The following is a 21,490-nucleotide window of genomic DNA, read 5'->3' as shown; positions in this document are numbered from 1 at the left end:
CGGTGCAAAGTCAAGGTGACGGCCATGATAATGGCCAGGAAGCCGGCAAGGACGAAGCCCTGCGCGCAAGGCTCGAACGCTTATCGAATGCGCTTGATGCTCAATCTGGAGCAGAAAGCGCCCGAAAGCAGGAAGATGCCGCCGAAAAGGCCCAACGAACCATGGGCCAAGCGATGAGTCTCGGCTTTCGGGTTCTTACCGAATTTGTCGCGGCCATCATCGTCGGTGGCGTCCTCGGCTGGCAATTCGATGCATGGTTCGGGACCTCACCGATCCTGCTCATCGTCTTCCTGGGGTTCGGGACGGCGGCGGCTTTTTGGAATGTCTATCGCATCGCCATGCCTGCCAAGGGATCGCGCGATAGGCTGATCTGATACATCATGGTCATCCTTCGATGACCATGGGACTGCTCTAGAATGAGCTACGGTTTAGTTATGGTGTCGCAAGATGCCGAAGTCCAGGGCGGAACCCGTCACTTTGTCGGGAGACGTGTTGGAGAATGTTGATTTTACGCATTTTCGGAAAGCCGAACGCTTTCCCCGAACATGCCCAGGGGACATGAGATGGCGGAACCACACGAAATTGATCCAATTCATCAATTCCACATCGACCGGATCATACCCCTGCATTTTCTCGGCACGGATGTGTCGTTTACCAATGCCGCCTTTTTCATGCTGGTGATCGTCGCCCTGGCGAGCCTGGTGCTGCTCGCGGGCACGCGCAATCACAGCTTGGTGCCGGGACGGCTGCAATCGATTGCCGAAGTCTCTTATGAATTCATTGCCTCGACCCTCCAGCTCTCCTCTGGTCGGGACGGCATGCGGTTCTTCCCCTTCGTCTTCTCGATCTTCATGTTCGTCTTCCTGGCGAATCTGATCGGCCTTGTCCCGTATACGTTCACGGTCACCAGCCAGATCGCTGTCACTTTCGGTCTCGCAATGATCGTCATCGGCACGGTCGTCATCTATGGCCTTATCAAGCACGGCACGCATTTTCTCGGCATTTTCGCGCCGTCCGGTGTTTCGCCCCTGCTGCTGCCTTTCATGATCATGATCGAGGTGATTTCCTTCATCTCCCGCCCGATCAGCCTCTCCATTCGTCTTTTCGCCAATATGCTCGCGGGCCACATCACCCTGAAGGTCATGGGCGGCTTCGTCGCCGGCCTGCTCGGCGCCGGCTCCGTCTATGCGCTGGTCGCGCCGCTGCCATTGGCCATGGTCGTTATCTTCACCGCCTTCGAACTGCTTGTCGCCTTCCTGCAAGCCTATGTGTTCACCATCCTTACCTGCGTCTATCTGAACGACGCGGTTCATCCGGGCCACTGAATAAAGATCTGTAACAACAATAAGTTGCCCTTTCATCGTCCCCTTAGGAGTTTTCAATGGATCCCCTGGCAGCAAAATATCTCGGCGCGGGCTTTACCGTTATTGGCATGGGCGCCGCCGCCATCGGCGTGGCGATCATCTTCGCCAGCTTCCTGTCTGGCGCCTTGCGCAATCCCACCGCTTCCGATGCGCAGTTTGGTCGCGCGTTCATCGGCGCGGCTCTTGCCGAAGGTCTGGGGATTTTCTCCTTCCTCGTCGCCATTCTACTCCTCTTCGTGATGAAGTAAGATCCGATCAAGACCTTGCGGAGCATGCCGGTCACCGGCATGCTCCGCTGCTTCCTTCTCCTCGGCTGTCCATCCATGAAGCTTCCGAGAGAAGTACCCGGATTTCTGATTAGGATATCGCCATGGCCCAAGAGCGCGCCGAACACGAAAGTGCCGACCAACACACGACAAGCACGGGCGTGCCCCATGAAGGACAGGGAGAACCCTTCCCCCCCTTCGACTCGTCGAATTTCGCGCCCCTTCTCATCTGGCTGGCGATTTCCTTCCTTCTCCTCTACGCCCTGATGTCGAAACTGGTCCTTCCCCGGATCGGCGGCATTCTGCACACGCGCAATGAAAAGCTCCGCTCGGACATGCATGAGGCCACAGCCTTGCATGCTCAGGCCAAGGAAGCGGCCGCCTTGCAGGAGAAGACCATTGCCGACGCCAAGGCCAAGGCAATTGCTTTGGCTCAGGAGAACCAAGCCAAGTTGCGTGCTGAATCCGATGCGAAGCAGCATGCGGTGGAAGCCGAACTCGCCGCCAAGCTCACTGCCGCCGAGGCTCGTATTACCGAAACCAAGGCCGCCGCGATGAGCAATGTCACCGCCATTGCCCAGGAAGCCGCCAGCGCCATCGTGCAGCAATTCACTGGCAAGGCGCCCGACGCGAAAAAACTCACCGCTGCGCTCAAAGCCAAGGCCTAAACCCAGCCGAAGTTGCGCGAATGAAATGAAAAGAGCATCAGGCCAGAGAGAGCCGATGCTTTTGGAGGCAGGATAAGCGAGATGGAATTTAACGAGGAATTTTACGTCGCGCTGGGATTTGTGATCTTTGTCGCCATCCTGCTTTATTATGGCGTCCACAATAAGCTCAATGCAGCGCTCGACAAGCGCGCGGATCGTATCCGCGAAGATCTGGCCCATGCCGTGCGCCTGCGCGAAGAAGCTGCCGCTTTGTTGGCTTCCTTTGAGAAGCGCAAGGCTGAAGCCGAGGCCGAGGCCGAGGCCCTTGTCGCGCAAGCCCGGACTGAAGCCGAAATGATCGCCAAGGAAGCCCACGAGAGGCTGGCGGAATTCGTGCAGCGTCGCACCCAGCAGGCGGAAAACAAGATCGCCAATGCCGAAGCGCAAGCGATGGCCGAGGTCAAGGCCATCGCCGCCGATGCCGCCACCAAAGCCGCCGAAATTCTTCTGACGGATGCAGCCAAGGGTGCTTACGGCCAGAAGCTGATCGACCAAGGCATTGACGGCCTCAAAGCCGCAGCTCACTGAACGCTCAAACCAAAGTTCACTCCTTAAAAAGCCCCGCTGGATTGAAATCCAGTGGGGCTTTTTTTGCCTGCGGCAAATCTTGCAAAATAGACCCATGCCTTCACCGGGCAAGACCAAAGCCTTACAGAGCCATAGTATTACTTCAAATCGTTTGATGGTCCTTAGCTGAACCAATGTGGGAACTGGGTAAACCGTCAAGCGTTTACCGCCGATCGTGTATGTGCGTTGGACGATTTTGCGGCGCTTCCCACGATTATGGGGATAGTGGCCGAAGCTTCCCTGGTGGACAAAATGAAGAAAGTTTTCTTTATCGGGCTTGCAAGCGCGACATTGATCGGCGCTGTTCATATCCATGATTCATTTGCCCAAACAAGTGAAACCTCCCCACCTGCGCAAGCAGTGCGAGCTGAACCTCCAGACAATCAAATCGTCAACGAGGTCGATGCAAGGATTGCTCGGCTCAAGGCCAATCTGCAATTGACACCTGACCAGGAAAAGAATTGGTCAGGCTTACAGACCGCGCTCCACGACTATGGAGTCGGACAATTCAAGACTCTCACGGCCGGCAGAAGTGTTTACCAAGATCGCGAGGGACAACGTCTGCGCAACGAGCGTCCCAATGATATCATTCAGATGCGAGATCAAGCTACCGAACTCACCTCGCGGGCCGCATCCTTGACGAAGCTCGCCAATGCGGCTGAGCCACTCTATAATAATCTGGACAATCACCAGAAGCATACATTGATCCGATTCATGAAGACCGAATTCGAAGGCAGGCATCCCCGAAGCTTCATGCCTGCTTTGTGAAACAGTCATCGGGACGCCTGTGTCACATACGGGAGAGGTATGTGTAACCGGTGACTTCGAAACAGAAAATGGCATGCCGGTCTTGGTCATTGCCTGACTTCGGATTGACCAACCCGAGCAGCACCTGTTTCATCATCAAAGTGTACCACACTTCAATAGGATCAATTTATCGGTCAATCAGCACACGATAGCCCCGTCTTTTTGCCGGCATTCCTTTGGAGCTGCGATGGGAGATAGATCATGTCGCTTGGACTCATTCTCCTCATTATCCTCATCATCTTCCTGCTTGGCGGCTTCAGCGGTCGCTTCGGAGGCTATGGCTATGGTTACGGCCACGGGGGCATGGGTGTCCTCGGCATCATTCTGATCGTCGTGCTTATATTGCTCCTCATGGGCCGACTTTGATCTGACAGGCACATGAGCAAGCACGGCGATTGAACAAGCGACAGGCCTTTTCCGTCTGCGAGCGGCCTCCGACGAAATCGAACGGAAGGAGCCTTGTTCATGCGCATTCGCATGGTGGCGAAGCTAGCTTCGAGCGCCGGTATCGGAGCGCTCATTCTGTCACTTGTCTCCTGCAATCGTCCGTCCAGCCTGCCGGAAAGCGCGGGATATGGTGCCGATCCACAGCTTCCCGAGCCCGAGAGTTCCTTCATTCCCATAGTGAGGATTGCGCAGGCGATCGGCTGGGCAAAGGGCCAGACACCCAAACCGGCAAAGGGATTCGAGGTCGTCGCCTTTGCATCCGGTCTCGACCATCCCCGCTGGCTTTACGAATTGCCCAACGGCGACATTCTGGTTGCGGAAACCGATGCACCGTCGAAACCCGAAGGCAAGAGCGGCGGTCTTCGCGGCTGGATCGAGGGGCTGGTCATGAAGCGCGCCGGCTCACATGAGCGAAGTGCCAACCGCATTACACTGCTGCGCGACAAAAATGGTGATGGCATCGCCGAGATCAAATCCACCTTTCTGGAAAATCTCGTTTCACCCTTCGGCATGGCGCTCATCGGCGATCAGCTTTATGTCGCGAATGCGGATGCCCTCATGCGCTTTCCCTATCAAGCGAATGCGACGCGGATAGAAACACCCGGCGTCAAGATCGTGGATCTTCCAGCGGGCCGCAATCATCACTGGACCAAGAGCCTCATCGCCAATGCGGATGGATCGCGGCTTTATGTCGGTGTCGGTTCGAATTCAAACGTCGCCGAGAATGGGATGGAGGAAGAGGAAAATCGCGCGGCGGTTCTGGAAATCGATCCTGTTGCCAAGACGTCGCGGGTTTTCGCTTCGGGTTTGAGAAACCCGGTCGGCATGGATTGGAATCCCGTGACCGGTGAACTCTGGGTGGCCGTCAACGAACGCGATGAGATTGGCAATGATCTCGTGCCAGACTACATGACTTCAGTGAAGGAAGGCGGCTTCTATGGCTGGCCCTATAGCTATTTTGGGCAACATGTGGATAAGCGTGTCGAACCACAAAGGCCCGATCTTGTGACGAAAGCGATCAAGCCCGATTACGCGCTTGGTGCGCATTCAGCCTCTCTCGGTTTCACGTTTATCCACACGTCCCGCCTCGGCCAGCACTATGAGAACGGAGCGATCATCGGCCAGCACGGTTCATGGAACCGCATCCCCTTTGCGGGCTATCGCGTCATTTTCGTGCCCTTCGAGAACGGCCGGCCCCTCGGTCCCCCAGAAGACATTCTCACCGGATTCCTGAATGAGGAGGACAAGGCGCAAGGCAGGCCGGTCGGCGTTCTGGTCGACAAGCACAGCGGAGTGCTCGTCGCCGATGATGTCGGCAATATTATCTGGCGCGTCACCGCATCCTCTGCGGCCACAAAAACAGAAAACGTGCCCATCCGATAAATCGAATGGGCACTCCCTCACAGGGCACGCTACGTCAGCCTGTTTTCAATTCTCGATCGGCGCCGGCTTCGTCCATTTGAGCACGGGCGTTCTCGCCGCCCGCGTTTCATCGAGCCTGCGGCGCGGCGCATAATGCGGGGCGCCAAGGAAACGCTCTTTATCGCCCCGCTGTACAGCCATGGCCAGATCGCGCAGGGCCGCGACGAACAGGTCGAGCGTCGCCTTGGATTCCGATTCGGTCGGCTCGATCAGCATGGCTCCATGTACGACGAGCGGGAAATAGACCGTCATCGGATGGAAACCTTCGTCGATCATCGCCTTGGCGAAATCGAGCACGCTCAGGCCCGTCCCCTTCAACCACGCATCGTCGAAGAGAGCCTCATGCATACAGGGGCGGTTGCCAAAGGGCAGTGACATCAGATCGGCAAGACCCACCCGCACATAATTGGCATTAAGGACGGCATCTTCCGACGCTTGACGCAAACCATCGGCGCCATGCGAGAGCATATAGGTCAATGCCCGCACGTACATACCCATCTGGCCATGGAAGGCGCCAATACGGCCAAATGTGCCGGGAGCCTCGGCCTTGTCCTCGACAAGCCTCAGACCCGCTTTTTCTTGGACAAGGAAAGGCAGCGGCGCATGAGGCGCAAGCCGGCTCGAGAGCACGACCGGCCCCGCGCCCGGCCCGCCACCGCCATGCGGCGTCGAAAAAGTTTTGTGCAGATTGATATGCATGGCATCGACGCCAAGATCGCCTGGCCGGGCGCGCCCGACGATCGCGTTGAAATTGGCGCCATCGCAATAGAAATAAGCGCCGGCCTCATGCATGGCCTCGGCGATTTCGACAATGTTCTTTTCAAACAATCCACAGGTGTTCGGATTGGTCAGCATGATAGCGGCGACGTCCGGTCCCAGCGCCTGGCGCACCGCTTCCACATCGACAATGCCGTCTTCGCGCGCCGGCACCGAACGCACCTCGAAACCGACCAGTGTCGCCGTCGCCGGATTGGTGCCATGCGCTGAATCTGGGACCAAAACCACCTTACGCTGTTCAGCCTCGCCCCTGGCGATCAAAGCTTGTTTGATCGCCATCATGCCGCAGGCCTCGCCATGCGCACCGGCCCGCGGCGAAAGCGCGACCGCCTGCATGCCCGTCAGCGTCAAGAGCCAATGGCTGATCTCTTTCATCAATTCGAGCGCGCCCTGAACACTCGATTGCGGCTGCAGCGGATGGATATCGCCAAAACCCGGCAAACGCGCCATGCGTTCATTGAGCCTCGGATTATGCTTCATCGTACAGGAGCCGAGAGGGAAAATGCCCGTATCGATGGAATAATTCTTCTGGCTGAGGCGCACATAATGGCGCACCGTCTCAGGTTCGCTGAGACCCGGCAGACCGATCGGCGTCTTGCGTTCAAGCCCGCCGAGGCGGCTCTGGAACGGCGCGGGTTCTGGCAGATCAACGCCCGAAGCTTCCGGCCGGCCAAGCTCAAAGATCAGGCCCTCCTCGATCGCCAGCCCCCGATTGCCGGTAAAAGTCGCACGATCGACCAGCACCCCGTCCGCCTCTTCGAGGCCCGTCTCCGGCTTATCCAACATGGCTTCGCACTCCGTCCTCAAATATCGCGCCTCAAATATCGCGTTCAGGCAATTTGCTTGGCGAGCGCATCGACCAGGGCCGCCCGGTCATCGTCGCTGTTCACTTCAGTGCTGGCGATGATCAGCAAATCATCGCAACCCTGCCCCGGCAGTAGACGCGAGACCGGGACACCGGCGAGAATGCCCTGCGCCGCCAGGGCTTCGACATGATCTTCCGCCCGCCCCGGCAGGCGAATCGTGAATTCGTTGAAGAACGTCTCGTTGAGGAGTTCGACGCCGGGCACTTTGGCGAGACGATCGGCGAGATCGACCGCATGGGCATGGTTGATCGTCGCCAACTGCCGCAATCCCTGCTCGCCCAAAAGCGTTAGATGGATGGTGAAGGCGAGACAGCAAAGCCCTGAATTCGTGCAAATATTCGAGGTCGCCTTATCGCGGCGAATATGCTGCTCGCGGGTGGACAGGGTCAGCACGAAACCGCGCCTTCCATCCGCGTCGAGTGTTTCGCCACAGAGGCGTCCTGGCATTTGCCGCAGATATTTCGAGCGCGTCGCAAAAAGCCCGACATAGGGGCCGCCAAAATTCAGCGCATTGCCAATCGATTGACCTTCGCCAACGACAATGTCGGCGCCCATATCACCCGGTGCTTTGACAAGGCCAAGAGAAACGGCTTCAGTAAAGACGGCAATGAGCAAGACACCCTGTTTGCGGCAGGCTTCGGCCAATGGTTCGAGATCGCGTAAATTGCCGAAGACGTCGGGCGATTGCACGACGAGGCAGGAGGTTTGCGCGTCAAGCCGACCGACGAGATCTTCCTTGGCTTGCAAGTCGGGCGGCATGACCACGACGTCATGACCTGTCAGAGCCGCCTGACTCGTGACGACCTGGGCATAATGGGGATGCAGCCCCCCTGAAAGTATCGCCTTACCGCGCTTGGTCAGGCGATGAGCCATCAGCACAGCCTCACCCGTCGCGGTCGAGCCATCATACATGGAGGCATTAGCGACCTCCATGCCCGTCAAGGCCGCGACCTGCGTCTGGAACTCAAACACATATTGCAGGGTGCCCTGGGCGATTTCCGGCTGATAGGGCGTATAGCTCGTCATGAATTCCGAGCGTTGGATCAGATGATCGACGCTGGCCGGCACATGGTGCTTGTATGCGCCAGCGCCGACAAAGAAAGGCGCGGCGGAAGCCGCGAGATTCTTGGCAGAAAGCCGGCCGAGCCAGCGTTCGACTTCCAATTCGCCTTTGTGGAGCGGCAAGTCCGGCAGTTCTACCAGGCGCTTGGCGGCTGGAATATCCTCGAAGAGAGCATCGACCGAGGGGACGCCGACGCGCGCCAGCATTTCGGTCCGATCCTCCGGCGTCAAAGGCAGATAGCGCATTTCTTTCTCCTATCGGATCGAAACCATCTGATCGGCTCAAAGCGTTTTCAGGAAATCCTGATAGCCGGCCTCGTCCATCAGGCCGTCGAGTTCCTTGGCATCGGCGAGCTTGATTTGCAGGAACCAGCCTTTGCCGGCTGCATCTTCATTGACGGTGCCCGGTGCCTCGGCCAAAGCCTCGTTGACCGCCACGACCTCGCCCGACACCGGGGCATAGATCTCGCTCGCGGCCTTCACGCTTTCAACGACCGCAGCCTCACCGCCCTTGGTCAGGGCCTTGCCGATGGCCGGCAGTTCCACGAAGACGACATCGCCCAATTGCGACTGGGCGTAATCGGTAATGCCGACCGTGCCGGTCTCTCCCTCGACGCGGATATATTCATGGTCCTTGGTGTAGCGGGTGATCGACATCAGGCGCCCCTGTAATAATGATTCGGAACAAAAGGCATGGAGGTAATCGTCGCGGCGAGTGGTTTTCCTCGGACGATCACCTGTAAGGCAGTCCCATTGGCCGCATGGGCGCTCGCCACATATCCCATGGCGATCGGCGCGCCGAGGCTCGGCGCAAAACCACCCGAAGTGACGAGGCCGATCACCTCACCCTCCAGGGTCTCGATTTTTGCTCCCTCGCGGGCTGGGATCTTGCCCTCGATCTTCAAGCCGACACGGCGGCGAGCGGGTCCTTCGGCAATCTCGCGCTGGACGCGCGCCGCGCCGGGAAAACCGCCCCCCTCACGCCGGCGCTTGGAAATGGACCAGAGGAGTCCGGCCTCGATCGGCGTCGTGATCGGATCGATATCATGCCCGTAAAGGCAGAGGCCGGCTTCGAGCCGCAGCGAATCACGGGCGCCAAGGCCAATCGGCCAGACCTCTTCATCGCCAAGCAAGGTTTCGGCGAAGGCCTCAGCGGCGCCAGCCGGCACGGCAATTTCGAAACCGTCCTCGCCCGTATAACCCGAGCGCGAAATGCGCCAGAGCGCCCCCTCTCGCTCGGTCTCGATCAGGCTCATGAAGGGCATGGTGGCGACGGCAGGAAAATGTTTCGCCAGCACGGTCGCGGCGCTCGGCCCCTGCAAGGCCAGGAGGGCACGATCTTCCAGAAGGGTCAGCCGCAGATCCGGCAAAGACGCACCAATATGGGCGAAATCCTGCGCCTTGGTCGCCGCATTGACGACGAGGAACAAACGCTCGCCAGCCGCATCATCGGCGAGGCGCGTCACCATCAGGTCGTCGAGAATGCCACCTTCAGGATTCAGCAGTTGCGTATAGCGCATGCGCCCGGGGGCAAGTGTCGTGAGATCGCCCGGCACCAGAGTTTCAAGGCGTGCAGCGGCCCCTTGGCCTTCGAGCAGGGCTTGGCCCATATGCGAGACATCAAACAGCCCGGCCTTGGCGCGGGTATGCAGATGTTCCTCAAGAATGCCGGTTGGATATTGCACCGGCATGGCATAACAGGCGAAAGGGACCATGCGGGCGCCGCGCGCGCAATGCAGCGCGTAAAGGGGCGTATGCAGAAGCGCCGGCGTCGAACCGGAGGTGTCGGAGGCAGAGGCAGCTTGCGACATGGCGCGGCAAATCCAGAGAGAGGCCTTAAGGAAAGGCGATTCGTGCGCAAGGACGGCCAATGACACCATCCCGAAGCGTCAACGAATACCTTGCCCCCTCTGTCCGGTGACCTGAGAGATTTCCGCCGCGCCTATACCAAGGTCAGCATTATGACCATTGGGAGGCTTGGAGTTACGCCCGTCGGTGGATCGGCGACTTGAGCAGACTCAAAATTGGAAATTTCCAATCTGCTTGCGTGCGACGATCGCTTTCCAGAGTGTCATCCCCTAGCGGTCCGTGGGCCTGAGCGTTTCCGGGGCGGTTGCGCCTTCGGCGCCGTTTTCAGCGAAACCGGTCGGAAGCTTCCAACCTGTCTTGGAAAACGGACTCTCCCGCTAGGGATTTGGTCTGACGCGCGGAGTTTTGATCGAGGCCGGTCAGCTTGTCAATGCCGCGTGCTCTGGATCAATGCCCTCTTTTACGGCGCGGTGCAGGCGCGCTTGCACTCGCGCTGCCATCGGCCAGGGCAATCTTGATCGAATAATCCTGATCCGCCTGTTCATGCCGGAATTCCATCTTCAGAACATCTGAGATCAGGGTGTAGACTCCCTCGGTCTGACCAGGGGCGATCGTCACATTTGTGCGGTAGATCTTGCTGAAAATTTCATCCTTTTCAGCCTCGTCAATAATGGCGACGCGGAGTTGGACGTTGAATGTCCCAGGACTGCCCACCGGCCCGAGCAGCACTTTGCCGCGCACGCCGACCTTGATCGCCAATTCGTCTCCCTCGCGCGCGCATTCACGCGCGGCATCATTGATGGAAACCTGGTAGCGCAAGCTGGCATTGTCCTCGCCGCTGGCATAGACTCGCTTGGCGGCATCACCATCGAGCAGAATCACCTCCGGGCATGCGATCCGCGAGACTTCCTCTTTCCCATCCGCGGTCGTAGCCGAGCTTCTGAGACCCAATAGGCTCGCCAGCTTCGGCGTGAGACTCACCTGGGTGCTGGAGCCGCTGCTATTTTCAACGCTCGCGCCGTCGAAAGCGCCCCCACCGCCCTTGCCTCCGCAACCGGCGAGGCCCACGAGCGCAACGGCAATCGCCGCCGTCCGCATCGCAGGGAACAAGGCAAAGGGCAAGTGTCGACGCAAGGCCCGCCGCATGCGCTAAAGCTCCAGCCAATATTTCAAGAGGGTCTTTCTTAAACTGGGACGGAAGGAAAGGAAATCGACCCAGCCCTAGTATCGAGAATCGTCGCTTTTTAAACCGTATCCACTTGTCCTCATTGAAGCGCGACACGTCGCGCTTCAATGAGGTGGATACTAGGAATTGAAGATTGAAACGTCATGGCAGGCTTTCAAACCCCTGTTTGAACCCATTGAGGGCGAGCGGGATGCCGATCCCTTCTTCCGGGGTCTGAAAGATGATGAAGGTCGCATTCTTGCCCGTCTTCATCTGGTCGATCAGCTTTTCATCCATCACCACTTCGGCGACGCAGCCGGTGGGTAGGCAGCGCACGAAACCAGCGCGCCCGACATCGGTCGCATCGATCTTGAGGCCGAGACCAGACGGCAAAAGGACACCGAGCGGCGCAATGACCCGCAACAGGCGGCTCTTGCCATCCGCTGTCTTCAGGACGATGACGACGAGATTGATGTTCGGCTTGTCTTCCGCCGCAACGCTCTGCAACAGGGCGCATTGCTCACTCTGCGCCCCAGGCGGGGTCTCGCACCGCAATTCCCAATCGCCATGCTTTGCCTTGACGACACCTTGCGCCAGGGCCGGCTGCCCCCCAAGGAAAGCTTGCGCCGCGACGGCAAGGAAGCCGAAGCTGGCCAGGTGGCGCCAGATCCGCTGCGGCCGCGAATTGACCGCCCTTGAGTTCATCGCCCATGAGCTTGTGACCTCAAAGAATCGCGCCGGCCTCGCAAAGGCTCCAGCAAAGCGTGGGTGCCCCCACATTTCACCATCCGTCCATTCAGCCATGCTTGCTCCCAAGGACACCGACCGAGCCTATCGGCTATCGGACTTTAGTCAGAGTTCCGACAGGATCGGCCACCGCGCGACCATGTCATTGAGTTCATAAGATTTTGTTTCCGCCTGAGAGCCGGGGCGGCCTCGATGGTTTTCGATTTCAACCACGAAAACAATGTTTTATCGGCAGATTTTCGCCATCTTTCGCAAAGCGGCGGGTAACGATGCTGGAGCACTAGCAAATCGCACCGTGCTGTCAAGCGGCGCTCGCAAGCCACACCGACGGGCAGAGCCATCGGCCCGAAACCGGAGCCGGAAGCATTTGTTTCACGCAAGGTGCAGCTTAAACAGCGCGTGATAGCGCCTTTATGCCGCAACGAATGAAATGCGGGCTTATTGCGCTTCAATCTTGTTTGTGTTTTGAACCCGAAAAGGTTCATCCATTCAGGCTGGACGGGTTGGCGCATGGCGCGCCGCCAAATGCGCCCCCAAGGCCGCTTTTGAGTCAACACGGCCCTATGCCGTGCAGCGGAGCGAGGATATTCATGAATTTTGTCCAACCAGCCGCGCGATCCCCAAGGTCGCTCCGAAACTCGATCGGATTGGGCTCACTGCTTGCTTCCATCCTGTCCATGGGCATCGCCCACGCCGACGGTTTCGCCCGTCCGGGACAGATCAGCATGCAGGAAGCTGTCACCCCGATCGCCGAAGAGCTGCATGTCTTCCACAATTGGATCCTGCTGCCGATCATCACAGTGATCTGCCTGTTCGTGCTGGGCCTGCTCGTTTTCGTGATGCTCCGGTTCAACGAAAAGGCCAATCCGGTTCCTTCCCGCACAACCCATCATACCGGTCTCGAGGTTGCGTGGACGATCCTGCCGGTGATGATTCTCGTCGTGATCGCCATTCCCTCGTTCCGGCTGCTCACCCACCAATTGGTGGTGCCTCCGTCCGATCTGACGGTTAAGGTCACCGGCAAGCAATGGTACTGGAGCTACGCCTATCCGAAGGATCAGGGCGGCGGTTTCGAGTTCGATTCGACCCTTCTCACCGAGGGTAACGAGAAAGACGGCTTCATCCGTCAGCTTTCCGTCGACAATGAGGCGGTCGTGCCGGTCGGCAAAGTCGTGCATGTCCTCGTGACCGCCGACGACGTCATCCATTCCTTCACCATTCCCGCCTTCGGCATCCGTATCGACGCCGTGCCCGGCCGCACCAACGAGACCTGGTTCAAGGCCGAGCGTGAAGGGATCTATTACGGGCAATGCTCGAAGATCTGCGGCAAGGACCACGCCTATATGCCGATTGCATTCCGCGTCGTGAGCCCGGAAAATTACGCCACCTGGCTCGCCTCGGCGAAGCAGAAATTCGCATCTTCCGATGCCGAACCGATGCATGTCGCGGAAGCCTCCCCGATCAAGGTCCAGCCCTGAGCGGGCGATTCTTCAAGGGGAATCAACACGCATCGTTTTATTCCGACCCAAGCGGGGCGATGCATCTGAGACAAAAACGAGCGGCGGTTTCGATCGGATTTGACCCGCCCGCCACTCGTCCCAATTGAGCCGCGATCTTCAGCTTTGAGGAGACCCTCTGATGGCGACAGCCACAGCCCATTCGACAGATCATCCACCACATCCGACCGGGTTGAAACGATTCCTGTTTTCAACCAATCACAAGGATATTGGCACCCTCTATCTGATCTTCTCCGTCATCGCTGCCATTGTCGGCGGCGGAATGTCGGTCCTGATGCGCATGGAATTGCAGCATCCAGGTATTCAGATCTTCAATCATCTCGCCCAGTTCATCGACGGCGCCTCTCCGGAAACCGCGATCGACGCCGCCAAAAACCTTTATAACGTCACCATCACCGCCCACGGTCTGATCATGATCTTCTTCGTGGTCATGCCGGCGCTGATCGGTGGCTTCGCCAACTGGTTCGTGCCCTTGATGATCGGCGCACCGGATATGGCCTTCCCCCGCCTGAACAATATTTCGTTCTGGCTGCTCCCCGCTTCTCTTACGCTTGCCGTGATTTCGATCTTCGTCGAAGGCGCGCCTGGCATGAAGGGTTTTGGCGGCGGTTGGGTGCTCTATCCGCCCCTGTCTTCCAACACCGGCCATCCCGGCCCGGCCATGGACTTCCTCATCCTCGGCCTGCATATCGCCGGCGTGTCCTCGCTGGTCGGCGCCATCAACCTGATCACCACGATCTTCAATATGCGCGCGCCGGGCATGACCCTGCACAAGATGCCCCTGTTCGCCTGGGGCGTCCTGACCACGTCCTTCCTTCTCGTCCTGTCGCTTCCGGTGCTCGCCGGCGCGCTCACCATGCTGCTGACGGACCGTAACTTCGGCACCACCTTCTTCGATCCGGCCGGTGGCGGCGATCCGCTCCTCTTCCAGCATCTCTTCTGGTTCTTCGGCCATCCCGAAGTTTACATCATGATCCTGCCGGCCTTCGGCATCATCAGCCACATCATTTCGACCTTCTCGAAAAAGCCGATCTTCGGTTATCTCGGCATGGCCTATGCCATGGTCGCCATCGGCGTCGTCGGCTTCGTCGTGTGGGCGCACCACATGTACACCGTCGGCATGTCGCTCGACACGCAGCGCTATTTCGTCTTCGCGACGATGGTGATCGCGGTTCCGACCGGCGTGAAGATCTTCTCCTGGATCGCCACCATGTGGGGTGGTTCCATCAGCTTCCGCGCCCCGATGGTCTGGGCGATCGGCTTCATCATGGTGTTCACGGTCGGCGGTGTCACCGGCGTCGTCCTCGCCAATGCCGCAACCGACCGCGCTCTGCATGAAACCTATTACGTCGTCGCGCACTTCCATTACGTGCTGTCGCTCGGCGCCGTCTTCGCGATCTTCGCGGGCTTCTATTACTGGTTCCCGAAAATGTCGGGCTATCTGTACAATGAAAGCCTCGCCAAGATTCACTTCTGGATGTTCTTCATCGGCGTCAACCTGACCTTCTTCCCGCAGCATTTCCTGGGTCTTGCTGGCATGCCGCGGCGCTATATCGACTATCCCGACGCCTATACTTTGTGGAACACGGTTTCCTCGATCGGCGCTTATATCTCCGGCATCAGCGTCGTCTTCTTCCTCTACATCGTCTTCAAGGCCTTCTCCGAGAAGCGTCTTGCCGGCGATAATCCCTGGGGTGTGGGTGCGACAACTCTCGAATGGACCCTGAGCTCGCCGCCTCCGTTCCATCAATATGAGACCCTGCCGCGCATCGTCGGTTCGGATCACTAAAACTTCTCCCGCGGCGCGTCTTCCGGCGCGCCGCGGTTTCCCTTTCGTGGATAAAATCTGGCGTTTGGTGTTTCGAAGGCCAGATTTTATCCAGGAGATTGGCTTCTCCCGGTTCTGCCGCCAGTGAACCCCTGGTCACTGGTTTACTTTCTAGTTCTAGGTTTCGATCTTTCGCGCCTTTTCCCGCTGAAGCCATAGGGCTCGCGGCGGAAAGACTTACAAAGCTTCAGGCTTCGGCCCAACCCGGCACGCTTTCAACATGACCTTTATCAGCCAAGCACCCTCCGTTTCGATTTCGAGCGCCGGTCCGTCCGATTATTTCGCGCTGCTGAAACCCCGGGTCATGTCGCTGGTCATTTTTACCGCCTTGGCCGGCATGTTGATCGCTCCCGATCCCGTCCATCCAATCGTCGGTTTCGCAAGCCTGCTCGCCATTGCCGTCGGCGCCGGCGCTTCGGGCGCCCTCAATATGTGGTATGACGCCGATATCGACGCCGTGATGAAGCGCACGGCCAAACGCCCGATTCCGCTTGGTCGGGTTATGCCGAACGAGGCTTTGGCCTTCGGCCTGACGCTGTCCTTCCTCTCAGTCTTCACGCTCGGCATTGTCGCGAATTGGCTGGCCGCCGGCTTTCTGGCCTTCACCATCTTTTTCTATGTCGTCATCTATACAATGTGGCTGAAGCGTTCGACGCCTCAGAATATTGTCATTGGCGGCGCAGCCGGCGCCTTTCCGCCCATGGTCGGTTATGCCGCGGCGACTGGCCACTTCAGCCTCTCAAGCTTCATCCTCTTCGCCATCATCTTCATCTGGACCCCGCCGCATTTCTGGGCGCTCGCTTTGGGGCGTTCGGAAGATTACCGGCAGGCCGGCATCCCGATGATGCCCAACGTCAAGGGCGCCGCGCGCACGCGGCTGGAAATCCTTCTCTATACGCTGCTGCTCGCCCCGCTCGGTGTCGCCCCCTGGCTGCTCGGTTTCGCTTCGTTCGTCTATGGCATGCTGTCGATCGCACTTGGCGCCGCCATGCTCTTTTTCGCGGCGCGTGTCTATATCGTGCAAGAGGGGCCCTCGGCCGATCGTCATGCCAAGGCCCTATTCGGTTTTTCTATCCTCTATCTGTTCCTGCTGTTCGCCGAGATCGTCGTCGAAAGGCTCGTGCCAATCGTCGTCGCGATGGGCGCCTGGTTGACCTCGGGCATGTTCCCCGGGTTTTTTCATTGAGCTGGAAAGGATCCGCTCATGACGGAAGAGAATAAGCCGGAAGGCATCGTGTTGACGCCGGAGCAAGAGAAAAGCCGGCGGCAGCGCAATATTGCGATTGGCCTTGCCGTCGCTTTCTTCATTCTGTTGTTCTATCTGGTCACCATCGCCAAACTCGGCCCTGGTGTCCTCAACAGGCCTCTATGAGATGAGCGATTCCCCCTCTCCCGAGGCGGGTCCGTCCCGCAATGCCGGTTCAACGGGTGGCAAAGCTTTGAGCGCCATCCTCGTGACCGGCGTCATTTTCGGCATGCTCGGTCTCTCCTTCGCCGCCGTGCCGCTTTATCGGATGTTTTGCGCCGCGACAGGCTATGGCGGCACGACTCAGGTCGCCAAGGAGGCGCCGGCGGCGCCGGGCCAACGCGAAATCATCGTGCGGTTCGACGCCAATGTCGCTAGAGGCCTGCCTTGGAGCTTTGCACCCGAAACCGCACAGATTCGCCTGCGGACCGGCACGGTCGCGACCGTGTTCTATAAAGTCACCAATCAGGCCGATCACGAGGTCTCCGCCCAGGCCATGTATAATGTGACGCCCGAAAACAGTGGCGGCTATTTCGATAAGATCTCCTGTTTCTGCTTCAGCGAGCAGACGCTCGCCGCGCATGAAACCGTGGACATGCCAGTCGTCTTCTTTCTTGACCCGGCACTCGAACAGGACGCCACGATGAAAGGCGTCGATCAGATCACCCTTTCCTATACATTTTTCGCCTCGAAGCCCAAGGCTCCTGTCACGGCTTCAAGCGATCATCGCGAAGGGGCCGACAAACCGCTGTAAAAGCCTAGAGGCACGATATGCGTCTCTCGGTTCCCTTCTTGGGTTTTCCGTCTTTTCAAAGACATGAGGAAAATTCGAGAATGGTCCAACTGTCATACCAAAGGTCGTAAAGAATGACCGTTGGTATCAGTCTCATGACCGTTGGACCTAGTCTTTTGATATATGCGTTACATCAACGCGGGTGGCCTCAAAAACGACCAGTTCGCCTTGACCCTGCCGGTCAAACAAGGCAAAGCCGGCAGAGAGCAGATTAGACTAAAGGCCCGTGATGGGCCTCGCGTTTGGAACAGGACGATTATCCATTTCCATTCAGCCTCGAATGGAACCACGACCGGAGAACAGGCTCTCGCAGCCATAAAGAAGGTAGACTCTCATGTCGGACGCGCATGCGAAACCGAACCACGATTATCATCTCGTCGATCCGAGCCCATGGCCTCTGACCGCATCGATCAGCGCTTTCGTCCTGGCCGTCGGCGGTGTCATGTATATGAAGGGCTTGACCTTCGGCGGCGCGAAAATCGGCTCTTATGTCTTCTTCGCCGGCCTTATCGGCGTGCTGTACGTCATGGCGGCCTGGTGGACCGATGTCATCCGGGAAGCCGAATATGGCGGCTACCACACCCGCGTCGTTCAGCTCAGCCATCGTTATGGCATGATCTTGTTCATCGCCTCCGAGGTGATGTTCTTCGTCGCTTGGTTCTGGGCGTTCTTCAACACCAGCCTCTTCCCGAACTTCCCGACCGAATATCTGCGGACGCAGTTCCTCGGCGGGGTCTGGCCGCCGAAGGGCCTCGAGGTCATCGACCCCTGGCGCCTGCCGCTCCTCAACACGCTCATTCTGCTGACCTCCGGCACCACGGTCACCTGGGCGCATCATGCCCTTCTCGAAAACGACCGCAGCACGGTCAAGAAGGCCCTGCTTCTCACGGTCGTGCTCGGCGTCGTGTTCAGCTTCGTGCAGGGTTATGAATATCTGCACGCTCCCTTCGCGTTCAAAGGCTCGATTTTCGGCGCCACTTTCTTCATGGCGACGGGCTTCCATGGCTTCCACGTCATCGTCGGCACGATCTTCCTGCTGGTCTGCCTGATTCGCGTCCAAGCCGGCCAATTCACCCCCACGCATCATCTCGGCTTCGAATTCGCCGCTTGGTATTGGCACTTCGTTGACGTGATCTGGCTGGTTCTGTTCGCCAGCATCTATGTCTGGGGTTCGTGGGGCGCCGCGATGGAAGGCTGAGGCCTCCAAAGCTTCCTTCCCTCTTCATATCTTCAAGGGCGGCCACGGCCGCCCTTTTCATTGCGCCGATGGTCTCGAAGGCTTACGATTCGCCATGAATGAACCCAACACACCAGTTCCCCCGCTTTCACCCCTGCTCACCGGATTGAAGGGGACCTGTCCACGCTGCGGCGAGGGCAAGCTGTTCCATAATTTTCTGACGCTCAATCCGCGCTGTACCCATTGCGGCCTGGATTTCACCTTTATCGATGCGGGTGACGGGCCAGCGGTCTTTGTGACCCTGATCGGCGGTTTCATCGTCCTTGGACTAGCGCTTTGGACCGAACTCACTTATGAGCCGCCTATCTGGGTCCATATCATCCTGTTTTTCCCGCTGACCGTCCTCATTTGCGGCGGCTTGCTACGCCCTTTGAAGGGCTGGCTCATTGCCATGCAATATAAGCATAAAGCCGAACAGGGCCGGCTCGAAAACCAGTGACCTCATCAAAGCGAGCCGATATGCGCGCCTCCCGCGGCCTGTTCTGGCCCACGATTTTCGCGGTCTTTTCCTTCGTCCTGTTGATCCTGCTCGGCGTCTGGCAATTGCAGCGTCTCGCCTGGAAAGAAGATCTGATCGCGAAGATCGAAGCGCGCGCCAAAAGCCCGCCGCAGGCCCTGCCTCCGCCCGCGCAATGGCCAAGCCTCGCGCCGGCGGATTATGATTACCGGCATGTCACCTTGAGCGGGTCTTTCCTGACCGGCCGCGACGCCCTGGTTTTTCGCGGCTCCGCCAATGCCGTGGCGGCCGGCGGCGGTCCCGGCTATTTCGTGATGACGCCCTTCCTGCTCTCCAGCGGCGGCACCGTCATCGTCAATCGCGGCTTCGTGCCACTCGATCGCAAAAACGAGGCGCTGCTTCCCGCCGCATCCCCCTCGCCTTCCGTGACCCTGAGCGGATTGATGCGGCCGCCCGAGGAGCGCAATCTCTTCACCCCAGCCGACAAGCCGGAAAAAGGCGAGTTCTTCACGAGAGACCCGGCACTGATCGCCAGCGCCTTGCAGGCCGACAATGCCGCGCCTTTCAGCATCGATCTCGATCCCGAACCGCACCAAGACACAACCTGGCCGCGTCCGGGCACGACCGAGATTTCATTCCCCAACAATCATCTTTCCTACGCTCTGACCTGGTTCGGCCTTGCGATTGGCCTTCTCCTGGTCTTTCTCGTCTTCGTTTGGAATGCGCGAAAAGGCGCGGCGGCCTGATGCCGAACCGCCGGCTAAGCAGACTTTTCAAAGTCTGCTTACACTTAAACCAATAGGCAGCATTGATTTTGCCTTAGAAAAGCAAAATCAATCGTGGCTTTAGCCACGCGAGGCTGCTTAGCGGATTTTGTTTGACGAAACACCGCTCTCTTGAATAGCGACGAGAGCAATGGTTTTGACAGACCGTTCCAGCATCTGCCGGAATGGGTTCGAGGTTCGATGATCAAATATCTTTCGACGCGCGGCGAGGCTCCGCCGCTCAGCTTCACGCAAGCCCTGCTCACTGGCCTCGCGCCGGATGGCGGTCTCTATCTGCCGGACCATTATCCGCATTTCACGCCGGAAACGATCAAGGGCTTTGCCGGAAAACCCTATGCCGAGGTCGCGACTCAGGTCATCGCGCCTTTCGTCGGCGACGATCTGCCATTGCCGATTCTGCGCGACATGATCGAAGCGGCCTATGCGGGGTTCCGGCATCCGGCCGTCACACCGCTCTCGCAAATCGATAGTGGCACGTTCCTCCTCGAATTGTTCCATGGCCCGACCTTGGCGTTCAAGGATGTCGCCATGCAATTGCTCGGGCGGCTGATGGACCATGTGCTCAAGGAGCGTGGTGCGCGGGCGACGATTGTCGGGGCGACTTCGGGTGACACGGGCGCGGCGGCGATCGAGGCTTTTCGAGGTCTCGAACAGGTCGATGTCTTCATCCTCTATCCGCATGGACGCGTCTCGGATGTCCAGCGCCGACAGATGACCACGGTCGAAGATGCCAATATTCACGCCATCGCCCTCGAAGGGACCTTCGACGATGCGCAGGCCATTCTCAAAGGCCTGTTCCAGAACGAGGCCCTGCGCCAGCGTCTGAATCTTTCCGGGGTCAATTCGATCAATTGGGCGCGTGTCGTCGCCCAGAGCGTCTATTATTTCACGAGCGCCGTCGTGCTGGGCGCCCCCCACCGGCCGGTGTCCTATACGGTCCCGACCGGCAATTTCGGTGATATTCTCGCTGGCTGGATCGCAAAACGGATGGGTCTAGCCATCGATCGGCTGGTGATCGCCACCAATGCCAATGACATTCTGGTCCGCGCTTTGGCGGAGGGACGCTACGAAGTGAAGGGCGTGCAGCCCACCCAATCCCCCTCGATGGACATTCAAGTTTCCTCGAATTTCGAGCGCCTGCTCTTCGAAGCTTACAACCGCGACGCCTCATCCTTGCGCCGCCTGATGGCGCAACTCGGGCAATCGCGCGGGTTCACCATCGATTCCGGCCCGCTCGAAACCATTCGCGCAGAATTCGACGCCATCAGCGTTGGCGAAGCGGACACCACGGCGGAGATCACCCGGATTTGGCGGAACGCCGAAATGCTGATCGACCCTCATACGGCGGTCGGCATGGCTGCTGCCCATCGCCATGCCAAACAGCATGCGAGCACCAGCCCGATGGTGGTTCTGGGAACCGCCCATCCCGCTAAATTCCCGGATGCCATGGAAGCAGCGACAGGCCTGCGTCCTCCTTTGCCCGAACATCTTGCCGAAATCATCAAAAAGCCAGAACATTTTACCGTGCTTCCCAATGATCAGGCCGCGATCGAGAGCTTCCTTCTGGATCACGCGCGGGCGGCCCGGCAAGCTTGAGCTAAAACGCTCAGCCCCGCTCTCT

General features: G+C 58.6%; 23 protein-coding genes and 1 riboswitch. Of the genes, 17 read left to right on the top strand and 6 right to left on the bottom strand.

Features of this window, described 5'->3' with window-relative positions; all coding sequences use genetic code 11:
- The first annotated feature begins 2 nt into the window (after window positions 1-2).
- From BIND_RS03800 to BIND_RS03770, 8 genes are all read left to right on the top strand, one after another.
- Window positions 3-374, top strand: a complete 372-nt coding sequence (locus BIND_RS03800; protein ID WP_012383751.1) for an AtpZ/AtpI family protein — start codon at window positions 3-5, stop codon at window positions 372-374.
- Between the two features lie 189 nt (window positions 375-563).
- Window positions 564-1,325 (top strand): F0F1 ATP synthase subunit A, encoded by a 762-nt coding sequence (locus BIND_RS03795; RefSeq protein ID WP_012383750.1) that lies wholly within the window; start codon window positions 564-566, stop codon window positions 1,323-1,325.
- 56 nt (window positions 1,326-1,381) lie between these two features.
- Window positions 1,382-1,612 carry a F0F1 ATP synthase subunit C gene (locus BIND_RS03790; protein WP_012383749.1) on the top strand — a complete coding sequence of 77 codons (231 nt, stop codon included), beginning with the start codon at window positions 1,382-1,384 and terminating at the stop codon, window positions 1,610-1,612.
- 122 nt (window positions 1,613-1,734) lie between these two features.
- A complete protein-coding gene (locus tag BIND_RS03785) occupies window positions 1,735-2,298 on the top strand; it encodes a F0F1 ATP synthase subunit B family protein (protein WP_012383748.1) in 564 nt (187 codons plus the stop codon).
- A gap of 81 nt (window positions 2,299-2,379) precedes the next feature.
- Window positions 2,380-2,865, top strand: coding sequence for a F0F1 ATP synthase subunit B family protein (locus tag BIND_RS03780; protein WP_012383747.1), 486 nt, complete (start codon window positions 2,380-2,382; stop codon window positions 2,863-2,865).
- Window positions 2,866-3,156: 291 nt separating this feature from the next.
- Entirely contained in the window at window positions 3,157-3,672 is a 516-nt protein-coding gene (locus BIND_RS03775; protein ID WP_041778413.1) for a Spy/CpxP family protein refolding chaperone, read from the top strand.
- 240 nt (window positions 3,673-3,912) lie between these two features.
- Window positions 3,913-4,077 (top strand): DUF3309 family protein, encoded by a 165-nt coding sequence (locus BIND_RS20455; RefSeq protein ID WP_012383745.1) that lies wholly within the window; start codon window positions 3,913-3,915, stop codon window positions 4,075-4,077.
- A gap of 99 nt (window positions 4,078-4,176) precedes the next feature.
- Window positions 4,177-5,541, top strand: a complete 1,365-nt coding sequence (locus tag BIND_RS03770) for a PQQ-dependent sugar dehydrogenase (RefSeq protein ID WP_012383744.1) — start codon at window positions 4,177-4,179, stop codon at window positions 5,539-5,541.
- 45 nt (window positions 5,542-5,586) lie between these two features.
- Here the strand turns inward: BIND_RS03770 and gcvPB are convergent, their stop codons facing one another.
- From gcvPB to BIND_RS03740, 6 genes are all read right to left on the bottom strand, one after another.
- The gene (gene gcvPB, locus BIND_RS03765) at window positions 5,587-7,143 is read right to left on the bottom strand and encodes an aminomethyl-transferring glycine dehydrogenase subunit GcvPB (RefSeq protein WP_012383743.1); all 1,557 of its coding nucleotides are present in this window, start codon (window positions 7,141-7,143) and stop codon (window positions 5,587-5,589) included.
- 44 nt (window positions 7,144-7,187) lie between these two features.
- On the bottom strand, window positions 7,188-8,531 hold the full coding sequence (gene gcvPA / locus BIND_RS03760) for an aminomethyl-transferring glycine dehydrogenase subunit GcvPA (protein ID WP_012383742.1): 1,344 nt from the start codon (window positions 8,529-8,531) through the stop codon (window positions 7,188-7,190).
- Window positions 8,532-8,567: 36 nt separating this feature from the next.
- Entirely contained in the window at window positions 8,568-8,942 is a 375-nt protein-coding gene (gene gcvH, locus BIND_RS03755; RefSeq protein ID WP_012383741.1) for a glycine cleavage system protein GcvH, read from the bottom strand.
- Window positions 8,942-10,096, bottom strand: a complete 1,155-nt coding sequence (gcvT, locus tag BIND_RS03750) for a glycine cleavage system aminomethyltransferase GcvT (protein WP_012383740.1) — start codon at window positions 10,094-10,096, stop codon at window positions 8,942-8,944. The genes gcvH and gcvT overlap by 1 nt, the downstream gene beginning before the upstream one ends.
- Window positions 10,097-10,357: 261 nt before the next feature.
- A riboswitch (glycine riboswitch) is annotated at window positions 10,358-10,481 on the bottom strand.
- 60 nt (window positions 10,482-10,541) lie between these two features.
- Window positions 10,542-11,240, bottom strand: a complete 699-nt coding sequence (locus BIND_RS19995; RefSeq protein WP_012383739.1) for a hypothetical protein — start codon at window positions 11,238-11,240, stop codon at window positions 10,542-10,544.
- 181 nt (window positions 11,241-11,421) lie between these two features.
- On the bottom strand, window positions 11,422-12,063 hold the full coding sequence (locus tag BIND_RS03740) for an invasion associated locus B family protein (protein ID WP_012383738.1): 642 nt from the start codon (window positions 12,061-12,063) through the stop codon (window positions 11,422-11,424).
- Window positions 12,064-12,596: 533 nt separating this feature from the next.
- Between BIND_RS03740 and coxB the strand changes: the two genes are divergently transcribed.
- The 9 genes from coxB to thrC all read left to right on the top strand — a co-directional run bounded on the left by coxB (window position 12,597) and on the right by thrC (window position 21,465).
- On the top strand, window positions 12,597-13,484 hold the full coding sequence (coxB, locus tag BIND_RS03735) for a cytochrome c oxidase subunit II (protein WP_012383737.1): 888 nt from the start codon (window positions 12,597-12,599) through the stop codon (window positions 13,482-13,484).
- A gap of 160 nt (window positions 13,485-13,644) precedes the next feature.
- On the top strand, window positions 13,645-15,312 hold the full coding sequence (gene ctaD, locus BIND_RS03730; RefSeq protein WP_012383736.1) for a cytochrome c oxidase subunit I: 1,668 nt from the start codon (window positions 13,645-13,647) through the stop codon (window positions 15,310-15,312).
- A 259-nt stretch (window positions 15,313-15,571) separates the two neighbouring features.
- Window positions 15,572-16,537: a heme o synthase gene (locus BIND_RS03725; protein ID WP_012383735.1), complete on the top strand. Its 966-nt coding sequence runs from the start codon at window positions 15,572-15,574 to the stop codon at window positions 16,535-16,537.
- A gap of 18 nt (window positions 16,538-16,555) precedes the next feature.
- A complete protein-coding gene (locus BIND_RS21770; RefSeq protein WP_012383734.1) occupies window positions 16,556-16,723 on the top strand; it encodes a hypothetical protein in 168 nt (55 codons plus the stop codon).
- A gap of 1 nt (window position 16,724) precedes the next feature.
- A complete protein-coding gene (locus BIND_RS03720) occupies window positions 16,725-17,351 on the top strand; it encodes a cytochrome c oxidase assembly protein (RefSeq protein ID WP_012383733.1) in 627 nt (208 codons plus the stop codon).
- A gap of 373 nt (window positions 17,352-17,724) precedes the next feature.
- Entirely contained in the window at window positions 17,725-18,588 is an 864-nt protein-coding gene (locus BIND_RS03715; RefSeq protein ID WP_012383732.1) for a cytochrome c oxidase subunit 3, read from the top strand.
- A 94-nt stretch (window positions 18,589-18,682) separates the two neighbouring features.
- Window positions 18,683-19,066, top strand: a complete 384-nt coding sequence (locus BIND_RS03710; RefSeq protein ID WP_012383731.1) for a DUF983 domain-containing protein — start codon at window positions 18,683-18,685, stop codon at window positions 19,064-19,066.
- Window positions 19,067-19,086: 20 nt separating this feature from the next.
- Window positions 19,087-19,830: an SURF1 family protein gene (locus BIND_RS03705; RefSeq protein WP_012383730.1), complete on the top strand. Its 744-nt coding sequence runs from the start codon at window positions 19,087-19,089 to the stop codon at window positions 19,828-19,830.
- A 222-nt stretch (window positions 19,831-20,052) separates the two neighbouring features.
- On the top strand, window positions 20,053-21,465 hold the full coding sequence (gene thrC / locus BIND_RS03700; RefSeq protein ID WP_041778409.1) for a threonine synthase: 1,413 nt from the start codon (window positions 20,053-20,055) through the stop codon (window positions 21,463-21,465).
- The last annotated feature ends 25 nt before the right edge of the window (window positions 21,466-21,490 follow it).

The organism is Beijerinckia indica subsp. indica ATCC 9039 (assembly GCF_000019845.1).
Taxonomy (GTDB): domain Bacteria; phylum Pseudomonadota; class Alphaproteobacteria; order Rhizobiales; family Beijerinckiaceae; genus Beijerinckia; species Beijerinckia indica.
The sequence above is the reverse complement of the archived record's forward strand: the minus strand, read 5'-3'. Positions and strand labels throughout refer to the sequence as shown.